Consider the following 15325-nt stretch of genomic DNA (forward strand, 5'->3'; position numbering starts at 1 on the left):
GATTGCTTCAATAATCTTCGCATGCCCATACATTGTCAGTCTTGTTATCTGCACTTCTTTTTGGCTTTTCTGCTCGGAAATTCGGATCGTATTCTTCATTATTATCCCTCCTAATATCTTCACTATATCACAAAAGGAGTATGGTTACGATATTTACAAAAATAACGATAAGCTATTCAATGAACCAAGTAATAATGGTTAGTTGCTTCAAGTTCACTTTTTTCAGTCTACTTCGTTCTAAACTGTTAATCAAATTGTTAGCTTCTATAGAAAATTTTAATGAAATATAAACGAAAAAAGATGCTGTCCTCGTTAGTAAGGACAACATCTTGTATAACATTTAATTTTCTTCATTTTCAACAGGTTCAACCTTAATAGGCTCAATTAATAAGTTAATAGGCATATTACTACCTGCAGCAGGCATGAATTGGATTTGAACACGTTCACTAAACTTTCCGGTACGATAGATGACCCCTGATTGGGCAGGTCCTTCGATTAGACCGTTATTTGTTATGTCAACAATTTTTCCATTTACGTAGAAAGCACCTGCATAACTTCCACCACGTGGGTTAATCGTGATAACCGAGTCAGCAGCAACATCTTTTAATGATATGTTGTAAAGGATACCATGATTTCCAGCGTTCACTTCTGTGTGATTTGTATAAGGATCAAAACCAAGCTGGAATGTATCTACCTTACCATCACCAATAACGATGCGCTCTTTCTCATTACCAACTTGTTCATCAACTGTCATTACACGCTCACTATAATAGAAGTGGCCAAGGTTATGATATTCATCACGTTCAGCATATGGTAATTTGTTGATTTTTTCTTTCGGTGTATTGCTGTATGTTGTCGCTACTGTGTAAGTCAATAATGAATCTGACTCTACGTCAGCATAGATTGTGACAGTATCTTTAGGCATTATTGTTTCACTTGTATTCAGTAATAAAGATTTTGTTTCACCTGGTTTCAGTGTAATAGTTTCATTTAATGGTCGATCAAGCGTTTCTAAAAATCGTCCAACTGCATTTTTCCCTACTTGGTAAATGTACAAGTACGGTCCACCTGATCCGTAATGAGGGATTTTAACAGTTGCCGTCTTATCAGAAGGGTTGTGGACTGTAAAATGTAATGTAATTGGTTTGTCTGTGCCATTTTGCTTATGAATGGCAAAGCGTTGTGCGCCAGATAGTGAGTATTGATAATGAATGTTCTCACCTGTAATCTGTTCTGGACTATTCACTCGAACGACTTTGTAACCTTGTTCTTTCATCTGACTTTCAATAATTGGATAAGTCAACGCATTACCAGAATTGACATCGAACTTATCACCTAAAGCAGTAAAACGTTTGTAAAATTCATCTTCGGGATAAAGTAATTCATCTTCAATTGTAATTGTTTTTGAGTATTGTCCCATTAACCCTTCAGCATCCCATGCTTTGATAGTAATCGTCTGAGGACCAGGTGTGAAGAATCCCAGTTTCTGATTGACCCATTCTGAACGGACAACTTTTTTGTCATCACTACTTAGCCCTTCATAGTAGATCGGTTCACCCATTTTATAACTATCTTTGTCTGTTCTAAAGAAAGCATTAGGTGTTTGGTTTTTAGGTACTTCAGGTTTTGAGTTTGTTGAGCCTCCGCTTACAACTTGAGAATATGTAATTACAATTGCGTTTCTTTCCTTATCAAACCCAATAAAATCAGCAAAAGCTTCAGTAAATACTTTTAATTGTATTAACAGTGAGCCATCTTTGTTAATCGTTGTTGGTACATTAGAAGATACGTATTGATCGTTGAGAATGTATCCCTTTTTTCCTTGCTGTAATCGTAAAGTTGACTCACCTCGGGTAACGACATATTGCTTGTTCGACGAATCATATGTAAGAGTTGCGCGTAATTCATTTGCTAGTGAACGTAACGAAGCATATGATGTTCCATTCTCATTTAGATGTTCTGTTTGAGATACGCTAAATGCATTATCGTGATATATTTGTTTCGTATTAATAGGTAGAACTAATCGGTGAAATTCTTTTGCACTAACATTAATGTTTGTAGCAAAGAATAATAAGCTGCAAATGAACAGCAAACATAATCGTTTCATAATGAATCTCCTCTTTAAAAAATTGAATTGTAGTGAATGTGAAGGTTTAGCGGATAAGCAAGTATTGCACTCATCTTTTTCAATTTAATGTGGATAACCAAAACTAGGTTAATACAACAAAATTAAAAAAAGATAATCTGTACAATAGTATGCGATTGAATACAGAAATAGGCAACATTTTTGGAGGAATCGAAATAAAAATGAAATAAAAAACACATTTGTGCATCAAAGTCACAAATGTGTTATGGTCTATTTTGCTAATAGTTTACGAATATCATCTTCTAGCTTGTCAGGGTTAGTTGCAGGTGCATAGCGTTCTTCTACAACACCATCACGGTTAATTAGAAACTTTGAAAAGTTCCATTTAATTTCTGATGTAAGAAGTCCATTCTTTTCATTAATCAGATATTTAAAGAGTGGGTGAGCGTTCTTCCCTTTTACAATTGTTTTCGAAAACATCGGAAAGTCTACACCATAGTTTAACTTACAAAACTCTTCAATCTGGTCATCTTCAGCAAATTCTTGGTTCATAAATTGGTCACTTGGAAACCCAAGAACGGTAAATCCTTCATCTTTATATTGGTCATATAGCTTTTGTAGTCCTTCAAATTGAGGAGTAAAGCCACATTTACTAGCTGTATTTACAATTAAGATAACGTTTCCTCTATAATCAGAAAGGGATTGTTGCTTACCAGTTATTGTCGTTACTTCAAAATCATAGACAGTTGTCAATTCTCCAACCTCCAATAAAAATATTAGATATTACTGATTGAAATGCAACCTTATTATAATATAGTTTGTACAATTAGCATAACATTAAGTGGTAAAGATGAGAATTTAAGATAGAAAAGTATTGATGCTATCATGAATATAGGTGAAATACATCATTGACATCCCAATCTAGAGCGCTTACAATTTATAGTAGTTATTAGTTATTAGTTATTAGTTATTAGTTATTTTAGAAAACCGTAGCAATTAGAAATGAGTGTTTATTCATGTCATTATCTGAAGAACGTCGAATAGGACGTCATGCTGTTCTTCTTGTGCTTAATAGTGAAGAAGATATGCTTCATAAGCTCAATTGGAAAAGCGCTATTGGAAAAGTCGGCTCAATGGAATCGAATAAAGTAGTTGCTGCGATTGAAACAGCAGCAAAGCGAAATAAAATTATAAATTCAGATGTATATCGTGAAGCACATGCTTTGTATCATGCTATAATGGAGGCCCTTCATGGAGTTACAAGAGGGCAGGTGCAATTAGGTAGTGTCCAACGAACAGTAGGGTTAAAGTTTGCTATTCTTCGTGGAAATCCATATGAGAATGAAGTAGAAGGTGAATGGATTGCAGTGGCACTATATGGTACGATTGGTGCACCTGTTAGGGGTTCAGAGCATGAAGCAATCGGATTAGGTATTAATCACATTTAAATAAAACTATGCCCATAGTTTAGTAGTTAGATATTAGGGGGCTGTATTTTGAAATCATAATGATTTCGAGTACAGCCTCTTTTTGTTTTTACACTTTAGTTAATGAAAGCGTTTGTGACTTATAAAGTATTTGAGGACTGTGATAAGTAAGAAAGGGGATATGTGAAAATTGGTAACGTTAAATGGAGAATCGTTGACATTAGCTGAACTTAAATCGGTTTTATATGATAACGAGCTAGTTACAGCATCAATTAAAAGTATGCAAAAGGTTGGAGAAAGCCGTAAAGCAGTAGAGCGAATTGTAGAAAACGGAGAAATTGTGTATGGAATTACGACAGGGTTTGGGAAGTTTAGTGATGTATTGATTGATAAGAAAGATGTTGAAGAACTTCAGCTCAATTTAATACATTCGCATGCATGTGGTGTAGGAGAACCTTTTCCTGAAGTCGTATCTCGAGCAATGATCGTGCTACGTGCAAATGCATTATTAAAAGGGTTTTCAGGAGTAAGACCACTCATCATAGAAAATCTCATCCATCTTGTCAACGCAAACATCCATCCTGTTATTCCTCAGCAAGGTTCACTTGGTGCAAGTGGTGACTTAGCTCCATTATCACATTTGGCGCTTGTGTTAATGGGGGAAGGAGAGGTTTTTTATAAGGGAGAGCGTATTCCTTCATTACAAGCTCTATTAAAAGAAGATATATTCCCAGTAACATTAACCGCAAAAGAAGGATTAGCACTTATTAATGGTACACAAGCAATGACTGCTATGGGAGTAGTTAATTATCTAGAAGCAGAACAACTAGCATATCAGTCAGAGGCAATTGCTTCAGTCACATTAGAAGCTTTGCAAGGAATCATTGATGCATTTGATGAAGATGTTCATTTGGCTCGAGGTTATAAAGAACAGGTTGATGTGGCGAAGCGTATTAGAAAATATGTTAAGGACAGTAAGCTTATTTCCCGACAAGGAGAGCTACGCGTCCAAGATGCTTATTCATTGAGATGTATTCCGCAAGTTCATGGTGCAACATGGCAAGCGCTTAATTATGTGAAAGAAAAACTAGAAATCGAAATGAATGCGGCAACGGATAATCCGCTAATCTTTGAAGATGGTAACAAAGTTATTTCAGGTGGTAATTTCCATGGTCAGCCTATTGCGATTGCAATGGATTTCTTGAAAATTGCTGTAGCTGAACTTGCTAACATTTCTGAACGTCGTATTGAACGACTCGTAAATCCACAGCTCAATGACTTGCCACCGTTTCTAAGTCCAGAACCGGGATTGCAGTCAGGAGCAATGATTATGCAGTATTGTGCAGCTGCGCTAGTATCTGAAAACAAAACATTGGCTCATCCTGCTAGTGTCGATTCAATTCCTTCATCAGCAAATCAAGAAGATCATGTCAGTATGGGTACAATCGGTGCTCGTCATGCATATCAAATTATTCAAAATGTACGGCAAGTAATATCTATTGAAGCTATATGTGCAATGCAAGCAGTTGAAATTAGAGGAAAGGAAAAGATGGCGCCACTTACAAGACAAATCTTTGAAAAAGGTCGTACAGTTGTTCCATTCATTGAAAAAGACCGCGTATTCTCAAAGGATATTGAAGCAATGAAAGATTTGTTACAGCAATCTTCAGTGGATCTCGCCATTCAAACACATACAAAATCGTAAATAGATAATGCAATGTTGGTTATATGTCTTTTGGAAATAGAAGCGTTTCAAGTGCTTAATTAGTGTCAGCGAATTATGAAATGAATTTAAAGGAGGAAGAAGAATGGAAACAACAAAGCGAAACATTGTTGCAAAAAAAGGGTTAGAACTTGAATGCAAAGGATGGGAACAGGAAGCTGTCTTGCGTATGTTATACAACAATCTTGATCCAGATGTAGCTGAGAAACCAGAAGATCTTGTTGTGTATGGAGGGATTGGGAAGGCAGCACGAAACTGGGAATCTTTTGATGCAATTGTAGACCAATTACGAACACTTGAAGCAGATGAGACATTGCTCGTGCAATCAGGAAAGCCTGTAGGTCGATTCAAAAGTCACCGTCATGCACCAAGAGTGTTGCTATCGAACTCAGTGTTAGTTCCGAAATGGGCAAATTGGGAAACGTTCAATGAGCTTGAAAAAGAAGGCTTAATGATGTACGGACAAATGACAGCAGGAAGCTGGATTTATATTGGAACACAAGGGATTTTGCAAGGGACGTATGAGACTTTTGCAGCTGTTGCAAAAAAACACTTTAATAATAGTTTACGAGGCACGATTACATTAACTGCTGGCCTAGGTGGAATGGGTGGTGCTCAACCACTTTCTGTAACGATGAATGGCGGTGTTGTCATTGCCGTGGATGTTGATGAATCGCGAATCGAAAAACGATTGAAAACGAAATATTGTGACCGATTGACTCATTCGATTGATGAAGCAATTGAATGGGCAGAGCAAGCAAAGAGTAACAAAGAACCACTTTCAATTGGACTTGTTGGAAATGCAGCAGAGGTTCACCATGAATTATTAAAACGTAATGTGAAAATCGATATCGTAACGGATCAAACGTCTGCACACGATCCGTTAAATGGCTATATTCCAGAAGCAATGTCACTAGCTGAAGCAGAAGAACTACGTAAAACAAATCCAGACAGGTATGTTCAACTTGCCAATCAAAGTATGAAAAATCACGTTGAAGCGATGCTTGAGTATCAAAAGCGAGGATCCATCGTGTTTGATTATGGTAATAATATTCGTCAAGTAGCTAAGGATGAGGGTCTTGAAGCTGCATTTGATTTTCCTGGTTTTGTACCAGCATATATTCGACCATTATTCTGCGAAGGAAAGGGACCATTCCGTTGGGCAGCATTATCAGGTGATCCTGAAGATATTTATCGTACAGATGCATTGATTAAAGAGTTATTTCCAGAAAATGAAGCTTTGTGTCGTTGGATTGATATGGCACAAGAGCAAGTTGCATTTCAAGGGTTGCCGTCTCGAATTTGTTGGTTAGGTTATGGTGAACGTAAAAAGATGGGATTAGCGATTAATGAACTTGTGAAAAAAGGCGAGTTAAAAGCACCAATTGTCATTGGGCGTGACCATTTAGATTGTGGGTCTGTTGCGTCACCGAATCGTGAAACAGAAGCTATGAAAGACGGAAGTGATGCAGTTGGAGATTGGGCGATTCTTAATGCGCTCATCAATACGGCAGGAGGAGCAAGCTGGGTATCTGTTCATCATGGTGGTGGTGTAGGTATGGGTTATTCGCTTCATGCTGGAATGGTAGTCGTTGCAGATGGAACAGATTTAGCACAAGAACGTCTTGAACGAGTGTTAACTACTGATCCAGGAATGGGCATTATTCGTCACGCTGATGCAGGTTATGAACGTGCGAAGGAAGTAGCGAAAGAACGTGGCGTTAACATCCCAATGGATAGCAATTAATAGGAACGGTGAAATAACGGGAAGCAATGAAACTAGTTTATACACGATTATAAATGCTGAATAGACCTCATAAAAATTATTAGACTATCATAATGGAAAACAAATTTGGAAGGAGTTCAATTAATGGATACATTTGACGTTTTGCTAATGAACATAGGTCAACTATTAACGATGGAATCCGATGGACCAAGAAAAGGAACGGATATGAAGACATTGCCGATGATAGAAAATGCGGCAATAGGAGTAAAAGACGGGAAGGTTTGTTTTATTGGCAAAAATGAAGAGGCTAGTCACATTAAAGCGGAACAAACGATTGATTGTGAAGGTAAGCTTGTAACACCAGGATTAGTCGATCCTCATACACATCTTGTATTTGGAGGTTCTCGTGAACATGAATTAGCTCTTAAGCAACAGGGTGTACCTTATCTAGAAATTTTGAAACGTGGTGGGGGTATTCTTTCAACTGTTGAAGCAACGAGAAATGCGACTGAAGAAGAGCTGTTTGAAAAAGCACATTTTCATTTAAATCGAATGCTTTCATATGGTATTACGACGATTGAAGCAAAAAGTGGTTATGGTTTAGATAAGGAAACGGAAATGAAACAGCTTCGCGTAGCAAAACAGCTTGATGAACAACATCATGTAGATATCGTTCGAACTTTCTTAGGTGCACATGCTATTCCAGCATCTCATAAAGACAAATCTGATGAGTTTTTGAATGAAATGATCGATTTATTGGATCTTATAAGCGAAGAAAATCTTGCGGAATTCGTAGATATTTTTACTGAAACAGGTGTTTTCACTGTTGAACAATCACGTAAATATTTGCAAATTGCAAAAGATAAAGGGTTCGATTTGAAAATACATGCTGATGAAATTGATCCACTAGGTGGAACAGAGCTGGCTGCTGACCTAGGAGCAGTATCTGCTGATCATTTAGTAGGTGCATCAGACATTGGCATTGAAAAACTTGCTAATGGAAATACGATTGCTGTACTCCTACCAGGAACGACTTTCTATCTCGGAAAGAAGGATACAGCAAGAGCACGAAAGATGATTGAAGAAGGTGTAGCTGTTGCACTTGCAACAGATTTCAACCCAGGAAGTTCACCTACTGAGAACTTACAATTTATTATGACGCTTGCTGCACTTCATTTGAAAATGACACCAGAGGAGATCTGGAATGCGATAACAGTCAATGCAGCTCATGCAATTAATCGTGGTAATACGAGTGGTCAGCTTACTATGGGAAGAGAAGCAGATATTGTCATTTGGGATGCACCTAATTATATGTATTTACCGTATCATTACGGAGTTAATCATGTTAATCGTGTATTGAAAAAAGGTGAAACAGTTTTCCAAAGAGGTGAACATGTTGAAAGATTATCATTATCTTAAACGAGCAAATACCCCATTTATTGATCGGCATGTGACAAAGGTAACAGATTTAATTAAAACATGGGATGGAAACAGCATTCATGATATTGGTTTGATTGGTGTGCCCCTTTCAAAAACGTCAATTAGTCATTCAGGTGCAGCTTTTGCTCCACAAACGATTCGAAAAGCACTAGGTGCGTTTACAACGTATTCGATTGATGATGATCTTGATCTGAGTTCATGGAAAATTGATGATCTTGGTGATGTTACGATGCACGTAACAGATTTGCTTGTATCTCAAAATCGCGTATATGAAACACTTGAACAACTATTTTTAAATCATCCTCATTTTATACCAATTGTATTAGGTGGGGATAATTCAATTAGCTATCCAACAATTAAAGCTTTTTCAAAAGCAAAAGGCAAGGTTGGAGTGATTCAATTTGATGCACATCATGATGTGCGCAACCTAGAAGATGGTGGGCCATCAAATGGAACCCCATTTCGTAGTTTAATAGAATCAAAAACGATTCAAGGGAAACACCTCGTTCAAGTTGGAATACGTGATTTTGCAAATAGTCGTGAATATCGAACATATGCAAAAGAGAATGACGTAGTTGTCCATAGCATGAAAGAAGTACGTGAACGAAACATTGTAGATATATTAAAAGCAGATCTTGAGATTATTAAGAAGGATGTAGATGTCATCTATGTTTCAGTTGACATGGATGTGTTAGATCAATCGCAAGCACCAGGATGTCCTGCTATTGGTCCAGGTGGAATGGATGCAATAACATTGTTTGAGGCAATTTCCTATTTAGCGCAAGATGAAAAAGTGAAAGGGCTAGAAATTGTAGAACTTGATCCTACGGTTGACTTTCGAGATATGACAAGTCGAGTCGCAGCACACGTCATTTTGAATTTTCTTAAAGGTAAACAAAAAAGTGGATATAAACATGTTTAACTGGAGGGAGCATAGTTAGCTCCTCTCCAGTTTTTTTATTATATTATTTTGTAGCTTTCTGTATTTTTTTAATCATTTTTAATGAACGACCTGTACCGATAGCAACAGATTCTAATGGATTAGGAGCTATGTGGACGGGCACAATGATCTCGTTGCTCAACCATTCTTGGATACCATGTAATAATGCACCTCCACCAGAGATAACGACACCATGATCTACAATTTCACCACTTAGCTCAGGGGGACAATCTTCTAAAGTCGTACGGATTGTTTCAAGGATCTGTAAAAGTGATTCCTTAATAGACTCTTGTATTTCAGTTGAACGAAGCTCAATCGTTTTGGGAAGTCCATTTACAAGATTACGTCCTCGCACTTGGATTGTTAATTCCTCATGCTCAACAAGTGCATAACCGATTTCCATCTTAATTTGCTCTGCTGTGCGCTCTCCGATTAAGACGTTATATTTCTTTTTAACGTAAGAGCAAATATTATCATCAAGTTGATCTCCTCCAACTCGAATCGATTGTGCTGTAACGATTCCACCGAGTGAGATAATGGCAACCTCTGTTGTACCTCCACCAATATCAACTATTGCATTTGCCATAGGTTCATCAACAGGTAAGTCTGCTCCAATAGCTGCTGCGACAGGTTCTTCAATTAAGTTAATCGTTTTTGCTCCAAAACTCTTAATTGCATCGTGAATAGCTCTGCGTTCAACAGATGTTGAACCAGAAGGAGTACATACAACGACATTTGGTTTTCGAAGTGAGCGACCTAGTTTCTTACTAGAGGTTTGCATGATTTTTTTTAACATTTCAGTTGTTACGTCAAAATCTGCAATTACTCCATCCTTTAGTGGTCGAACTGAAACGATGTTACTAGGTGTTTTTCCAACCATATCTTTTGCTTCAGTTCCAACTGCTAGAACTTGATTTGATTTTATATCAATTGCCGCAACAGACGGCTCATTATAAATAACTCCTTTGTTCTTACTATATACAATGATATTTGCTGTTCCTAAATCAATTCCGATATCTGTAGTTGAAAACATTTCTTCCACCCAATCTATTATAGTAAATTTAACAATCTCCTATAATTTTTCTAGTCCTGATGGCACATTTGTGGGGGTTTAGAAAAAGATATATGAATAATAAATACTGGAAATTACAATATGTCACATGGAAAATGAACTTGTATTTCGTTCTCAGTAGTAAAGTTTGACAACAATAAAGTCGCAAGCTATGATGAAATTACAATTTAAAGAAGTCCACTAGGGGCGCCAAAAAATGGCTGAGATAAGGAGTAATCCTTAGTCCCTCATAACCTGATCTGGTTAGTACCAGCGTAGGGAAGTGGAGTCGGTGTTGAGATATGATCTCATTTAAGATATTAGAATGCGTAATTCAAAAACCGCTCCAGTTCAGGGGTGGTTTTTTTTATATGGTCATTAATCTACCCTTTCCCTAGTGATTTCTAAATTTGAGGAGGTTTAACTTGATGGAACAAGCATGTGCATTGACAATAGCAGGAACGGATCCAAGTGGTGGAGCAGGGATTCAGGCTGATTTGAAGACATTTCAAGAATTAGATGTGTATGGAATGTCTGTTATTACTTCCGTTGTCGCTCAAAATACGATGGGAGTAAAAGATTGTATTCATCTACCGGTTACTTTTATTGAGAAACAGCTAGATAGTGTAATTGAAGATATTTCCCCACATGCAATAAAATCAGGCATGATCGCATCAACTGAAATGATTGAACTCATTTATTCAAAATTAGCGAATGCAGATGTTCCATATGTTATTGATCCGGTAATGGTAGCAACGAGTGGAGATCCACTAATCGACCAGAAGGCAAGAAATTGTCTAAGAGAGAAGTTAATTCCAATTACATCTATTGTAACTCCGAATATTCCAGAAGCTGAAGTACTAGTAGAAAGAGAGATTCATACACAAGAAGATATGGAAGAATCTGCAAAAATCATAGTGCATCAACTGGGTGCCGATGCAGTTGTAGTAAAAGGGGGACATATGGATGGTGATGCGTTAGATATTTTTTATGATGGGAAGGAAATTGTCACATTAAGATCTCCACGATTTTTGACAAAACATACGCACGGAACAGGGTGTACGTTCTCAGCAGTGATTACAGCAGAGTTAGCAAAAGGTGCTTCAACCCATGAAGCTGTCCAAACAGCAAAAAAGTTTATATCTGCTGCGATTGAGCATACGTTAGGACTTGGTAAGGGTAATGGACCAACGAATCATTGGGCTTATCAAAAATCATTAACTCAAAAGTTGTAGAGGTGGGAGAATATGAATCGTAAAAAAATAATTCAGATGGTTGAACAAGTTCGTATACATAATCCATTAATTCATAACCTTACGAATGTTGTTGTAACGAATTTCACTGCAAATGGTTTACTCGCCATTGGTGCATCACCTGTAATGTCAACGGCAATTGAAGAGGTAGAGGATCTTGCTTCAATATCGAATGGTGTTTTAATTAACATTGGTACAGTAACATCGAGAGAAATTGAAGCGATGTTACTTGCTGGAAAAGCTGCGAATAAGAAAGGCATACCTGTTGTATTGGATCCTGTTGGTGTCGGTGCAACTCCATTTAGAATGAAAACCGTCCAAAAGTTATTGGAAAATGTAAAGTTTACAGCTATACGTGGTAATGCTGCTGAAATAGCAAATATAATCGGTGAGTCATGGGAGATTAAAGGTGTTGATTCTCAAGGTGACGGTGATGTGCGAAGATTAGCAACTGCTGCTGCAAACCAGTTGAAGACAATGGTTGTTGTGACAGGGGAAGTTGACATCATTAGTAATGGTAAATTGACTTATGAAGTACATAATGGGCATGTTTGGATGACGAAGGTAACAGGTTCGGGATGTCTATTAGGGGCTGTTGTTAGTGCGTTCCTTGCAGCAAATGAAAATAAGCTTGAAGCATCAGTTGCGGCACTTGTCTATTATGGAGTCGCGGCAGAGCTAGCTGTAAAGCAAGCAACTGGTCCAGGCAGTTTCCAAACGGCATTTTTAGATGCACTCTCAAATGTGAATGAGGAAGAAATCCAAGGACTTGCTTCTTATAATGAATTAATCATAGGTGAATCTCATGTATAAAGACAGTATAGAAAATTATTTACAGCTATATTTCATAATGGGCAGTGAAAATTGTTATGTTGATCCGATTCACGTGTTAGAAGAAGCCATTAAAGGTGGTGTAACATGTTTTCAATTCCGCGAAAAAGGGGCGAGTGCTTTAAAGGGGAGAGAGAAAGAGGAATTAGCACGGATGTTGCAATCAATTTGCCAAAAGCACCGTATCCCATTTATTGTGAACGATGACTTACATTTAGCAGAAATGTTAAAGGCTGACGGAGTACATGTTGGTCAGCAAGATACAGAAATTTCTTATGTGCGTAAACAATTTTCTAAACAGATCGTGGGTTTGTCAGTGCATACAATTGCAGAAGCAATTGATGCAAAGCGAAATGAAGTTGATTACATTGGTGTAGGGCCAATTTATTCTACAACTACAAAAGTAGATGCAAAAAGTTCAATTGGTCCAAACAGAATCCGTAACATCATAAAAGAGGGTGTTGATATTCCGACAGTTGGAATTGGAGGAATCAATCAAACAAATTGTGATCAAGTATTAGAGGCTGGAGCGAGTGGTATAGCAGTGATTTCAGCGATAAGTAATGCTGTTTCACCACTTGAGGCAGCAAGTCAATTACGAAAAAAAGAAAGGTAACTCTGCGAAAGCATGAGTTACCTTTCTTTAAATTGAAAGATAAGAATATAGGGTATTTGTAGATATCTAAAACTCTTTAATTAAGTATAATTGGCTTTTCTTAATTTAATTTGAATTTGGAAATCAATTTCTCTAGTTCTGAACAAGCTTGATTAAGTTCTTGTACTGTGCCAGAGATTGTACGTAAAGCCATCAATTGATCATCTGTAGAAGCACTAATTTCTTCAGTGGCTGCTGCTGATTGTTGAGAGATTGCTGATACACTTTGAATTGAATTATTTACAATATTTTCATTATCTCTTATTTGATTAACTTCTAATGCTATATCTTCGATTGATTTGACCAAATGATGCATCATCGAAGCGATGTTTTTGAATGCATCACTCGTATGCAAAACTGCATCCTGTTGTTCAAAACTTATCGCAATTGTTTTGCCCATCGCTTCCTTTGCACGTTCTGATTCGATCTGAATTGTAGAAATTTTATCATGTATCTCGCTTGTTGCTTGTGCAGATTGCTCAGCTAGTTTTCGGACTTCTTCTGCAACGACTGCAAATCCTTTTCCGCTTTCTCCAGCCCTAGCTGCTTCTATGCTAGCATTAAGCGCAAGTAAGTTGGTTTGATTAGATATGTTTGAAATAGATTCTGAAACAGACTCAATCTCTTTTACTTTTAGAACGAGATTTTCGAGAACATTTTTGACCGATTTGACTTCAGAATTTGAGCGATCTGATTTGACTTGTAATTCTTCTAAACTTTCCAGCCCTTCATTACTGGCATTTGTAGATTTAAGAGATAAATCTTTGATAAGATTAACTGATTCGTGAACTTGGTTAATTTTACTTAGAAGTACATTTGTTTTTTCACTCATTTTGTCAACTTCTTGAGCTTGATTACCAGCTCCCTGGGCAACTTCTTCAATTGACCCAGCTATTTGTTCACTAGTTACAACCATTTCTTCGCTGATTGTTTGTAAATGATCAGATGAAGATGAAATTCCAGTTATCGCTTTTTTTACATTATTAATAATGTGATGCATGTTTGTTATCATTTCATTAAAATGTGTAGCAAGTTCTCCGACTTCATCTTTTGATTTTACAGATGCTTTAATTGATAAATCACCTGTAGAAACTAATCCAACCTGATCTTGTAAGGACACAATGGGTTTAGAAATAGTTCTAGCGGCAAAATAGATTACGATAATGGTAATGATTATCGCTATACTTCCAATAATACTACTTAATAATAGTGCTTTATTTAAGTTAGCAAAAAGATCCTTTTGTTTATAATCTACAGCAATCTTCCATCCTAATTCAGGTATCGTTTCATAGTAGATGTGTTTTTGCTCTCCGTCCATCTCATAGCTAAATGTACCAAATTTCCCATCATATAATCTTGAGATATTAGATAATTCTGATAAATTTTCACCTTCTTTTTCTGAATAAATGATAGCGGTACCATTTTGATCAAGTAAAAAGATGTTACCATTATTGTTTACCTCGACTTCGTTGACAAACTGTTTGATCGTTTCCAAAAGGAGATCGACACCGATAACACCCTGTATTTCATTATTAATATGAATCGTTTTTGCTGCTGTAATCATTAACTTTTGTGTTGATGAACCGATATAGGGTTCTGTCCAAATTACTTTATCTGGGTTGTTTAATGCTTTTTGATACCACGGTCTTATAGTTGGATCATATCCTGTACGATCATTTTTCGGCATATCATACATACCTTTATTAGTTGTACCGAAATAAATCATTGAAACGTTAGGGTTATTATTAAGGAATGTTTGGAAGTCCATGTCTATCTTTGTTAATGTGCTAGGATTATTATTCTCGATAAAAGATATGATATCAACATCTTCACTATATCTTGAGATGTTTTTGGCATAATCATCAAAAAATACTGTGAAATTTTGTTCTACTTGTTCAATTATTGCTTTTCCTTGAGAAATGATTTCTCCTTCCATATTCTTCTTCATATAAAAGTATGAAAGCAATTGGGAAGAAACTAATGAAAAAATAAGTAAGCTTGCCATGACTGCGATTAACTTTGTTCTCATTTTCTTAAACACATACATCCCTCCTAGAAAAATATCAAAATATGTCGAAATTTCCATTTTATATTTTTCTATTTTATATGTACTTTTATGAAACGTCTATAGTAATAACTTTAGTTTAGTAAAATGTAATGAAAACCAAGTGGTAATAGTGATTTGTACGGGTA

The 15325-nt window shown here is 36.7% G+C and carries 12 protein-coding genes, 1 pseudogene and 1 riboswitch; of the genes and pseudogenes, 8 read left to right on the forward strand and 5 right to left on the reverse strand.

The features are described 5' to 3' along the window. Positions 1-340: 340 nt before the first annotated feature. On the reverse strand, positions 341-2107 hold the full coding sequence (locus BFG57_RS16305) for a stalk domain-containing protein (RefSeq protein ID WP_069718557.1): 1767 nt from the start codon (positions 2105-2107) through the stop codon (positions 341-343). 249 nt (positions 2108-2356) lie between these two features. Further along, positions 2357-2839: a glutathione peroxidase gene (locus BFG57_RS16310; RefSeq protein WP_069718558.1), complete on the reverse strand. Its 483-nt coding sequence runs from the start codon at positions 2837-2839 to the stop codon at positions 2357-2359. Positions 2840-3102: 263 nt separating this feature from the next. Here BFG57_RS16310 and hutP point away from each other — a divergent pair, with 263 nt between their 5' ends. The 5 genes from hutP to hutG all read left to right on the forward strand — a co-directional run bounded on the left by hutP (position 3103) and on the right by hutG (position 9324). After that, entirely contained in the window at positions 3103-3534 is a 432-nt protein-coding gene (gene hutP / locus BFG57_RS16315; protein WP_069718559.1) for a histidine utilization transcription antiterminator HutP, read from the forward strand. Positions 3535-3703: 169 nt separating this feature from the next. Beyond that, positions 3704-5218: a histidine ammonia-lyase gene (gene hutH / locus BFG57_RS16320; RefSeq protein ID WP_069718560.1), complete on the forward strand. Its 1515-nt coding sequence runs from the start codon at positions 3704-3706 to the stop codon at positions 5216-5218. Between the two features lie 103 nt (positions 5219-5321). Next, a complete protein-coding gene (gene hutU / locus BFG57_RS16325; RefSeq protein WP_069718561.1) occupies positions 5322-6983 on the forward strand; it encodes a urocanate hydratase in 1662 nt (553 codons plus the stop codon). Positions 6984-7106: 123 nt separating this feature from the next. After that, positions 7107-8381, forward strand: coding sequence for an imidazolonepropionase (hutI, locus tag BFG57_RS16330; protein WP_069718562.1), 1275 nt, complete (start codon positions 7107-7109; stop codon positions 8379-8381). Continuing rightward, positions 8359-9324, forward strand: a complete 966-nt coding sequence (gene hutG / locus BFG57_RS16335; protein WP_069718673.1) for a formimidoylglutamase — start codon at positions 8359-8361, stop codon at positions 9322-9324. The genes hutI and hutG overlap by 23 nt, the downstream gene beginning before the upstream one ends. A gap of 43 nt (positions 9325-9367) precedes the next feature. On the opposite strand, the gene mreBH is transcribed toward hutG, so the two are convergent. After that, positions 9368-10375, reverse strand: coding sequence for a rod-share determining protein MreBH (gene mreBH, locus BFG57_RS16340; protein WP_069718563.1), 1008 nt, complete (start codon positions 10373-10375; stop codon positions 9368-9370). Between the two features lie 211 nt (positions 10376-10586). Beyond that, positions 10587-10692: riboswitch (TPP riboswitch) on the forward strand. A 129-nt stretch (positions 10693-10821) separates the two neighbouring features. Here mreBH and thiD point away from each other — a divergent pair. Genes thiD through thiE form a run of 3 tightly spaced genes read left to right on the forward strand, consistent with a single transcriptional unit; the run spans position 10822 to position 13093 of the window. Further along, on the forward strand, positions 10822-11628 hold the full coding sequence (gene thiD / locus BFG57_RS16345) for a bifunctional hydroxymethylpyrimidine kinase/phosphomethylpyrimidine kinase (protein WP_069718564.1): 807 nt from the start codon (positions 10822-10824) through the stop codon (positions 11626-11628). Between the two features lie 12 nt (positions 11629-11640). Next, entirely contained in the window at positions 11641-12459 is an 819-nt protein-coding gene (gene thiM / locus BFG57_RS16350; protein WP_069718565.1) for a hydroxyethylthiazole kinase, read from the forward strand. After that, positions 12452-13093 (forward strand): thiamine phosphate synthase, encoded by a 642-nt coding sequence (thiE, locus tag BFG57_RS16355; RefSeq protein ID WP_069718566.1) that lies wholly within the window; start codon positions 12452-12454, stop codon positions 13091-13093. The genes thiM and thiE overlap by 8 nt, the downstream gene beginning before the upstream one ends. A 100-nt stretch (positions 13094-13193) precedes the next feature. Here the strand turns inward: thiE and BFG57_RS19685 are convergent, their stop codons facing one another. Beyond that, positions 13194-14144 carry a methyl-accepting chemotaxis protein gene (locus BFG57_RS19685; RefSeq protein ID WP_425388526.1) on the reverse strand — a complete coding sequence of 317 codons (951 nt, stop codon included), beginning with the start codon at positions 14142-14144 and terminating at the stop codon, positions 13194-13196. Beyond that, positions 14139-15218: pseudogene (locus tag BFG57_RS19690) on the reverse strand (HAMP domain-containing protein); the annotation flags it as partial. The gene BFG57_RS19685 and the pseudogene BFG57_RS19690, both read right to left, overlap by 6 nt. Positions 15219-15325 lie beyond the last annotated feature (107 nt).

It is taken from the genome of Bacillus solimangrovi, from assembly GCF_001742425.1.
In the GTDB taxonomy this organism is placed as follows: Bacteria; Bacillota; Bacilli; order Bacillales; family Bacillaceae_N; genus Bacillus_AV; species Bacillus_AV solimangrovi.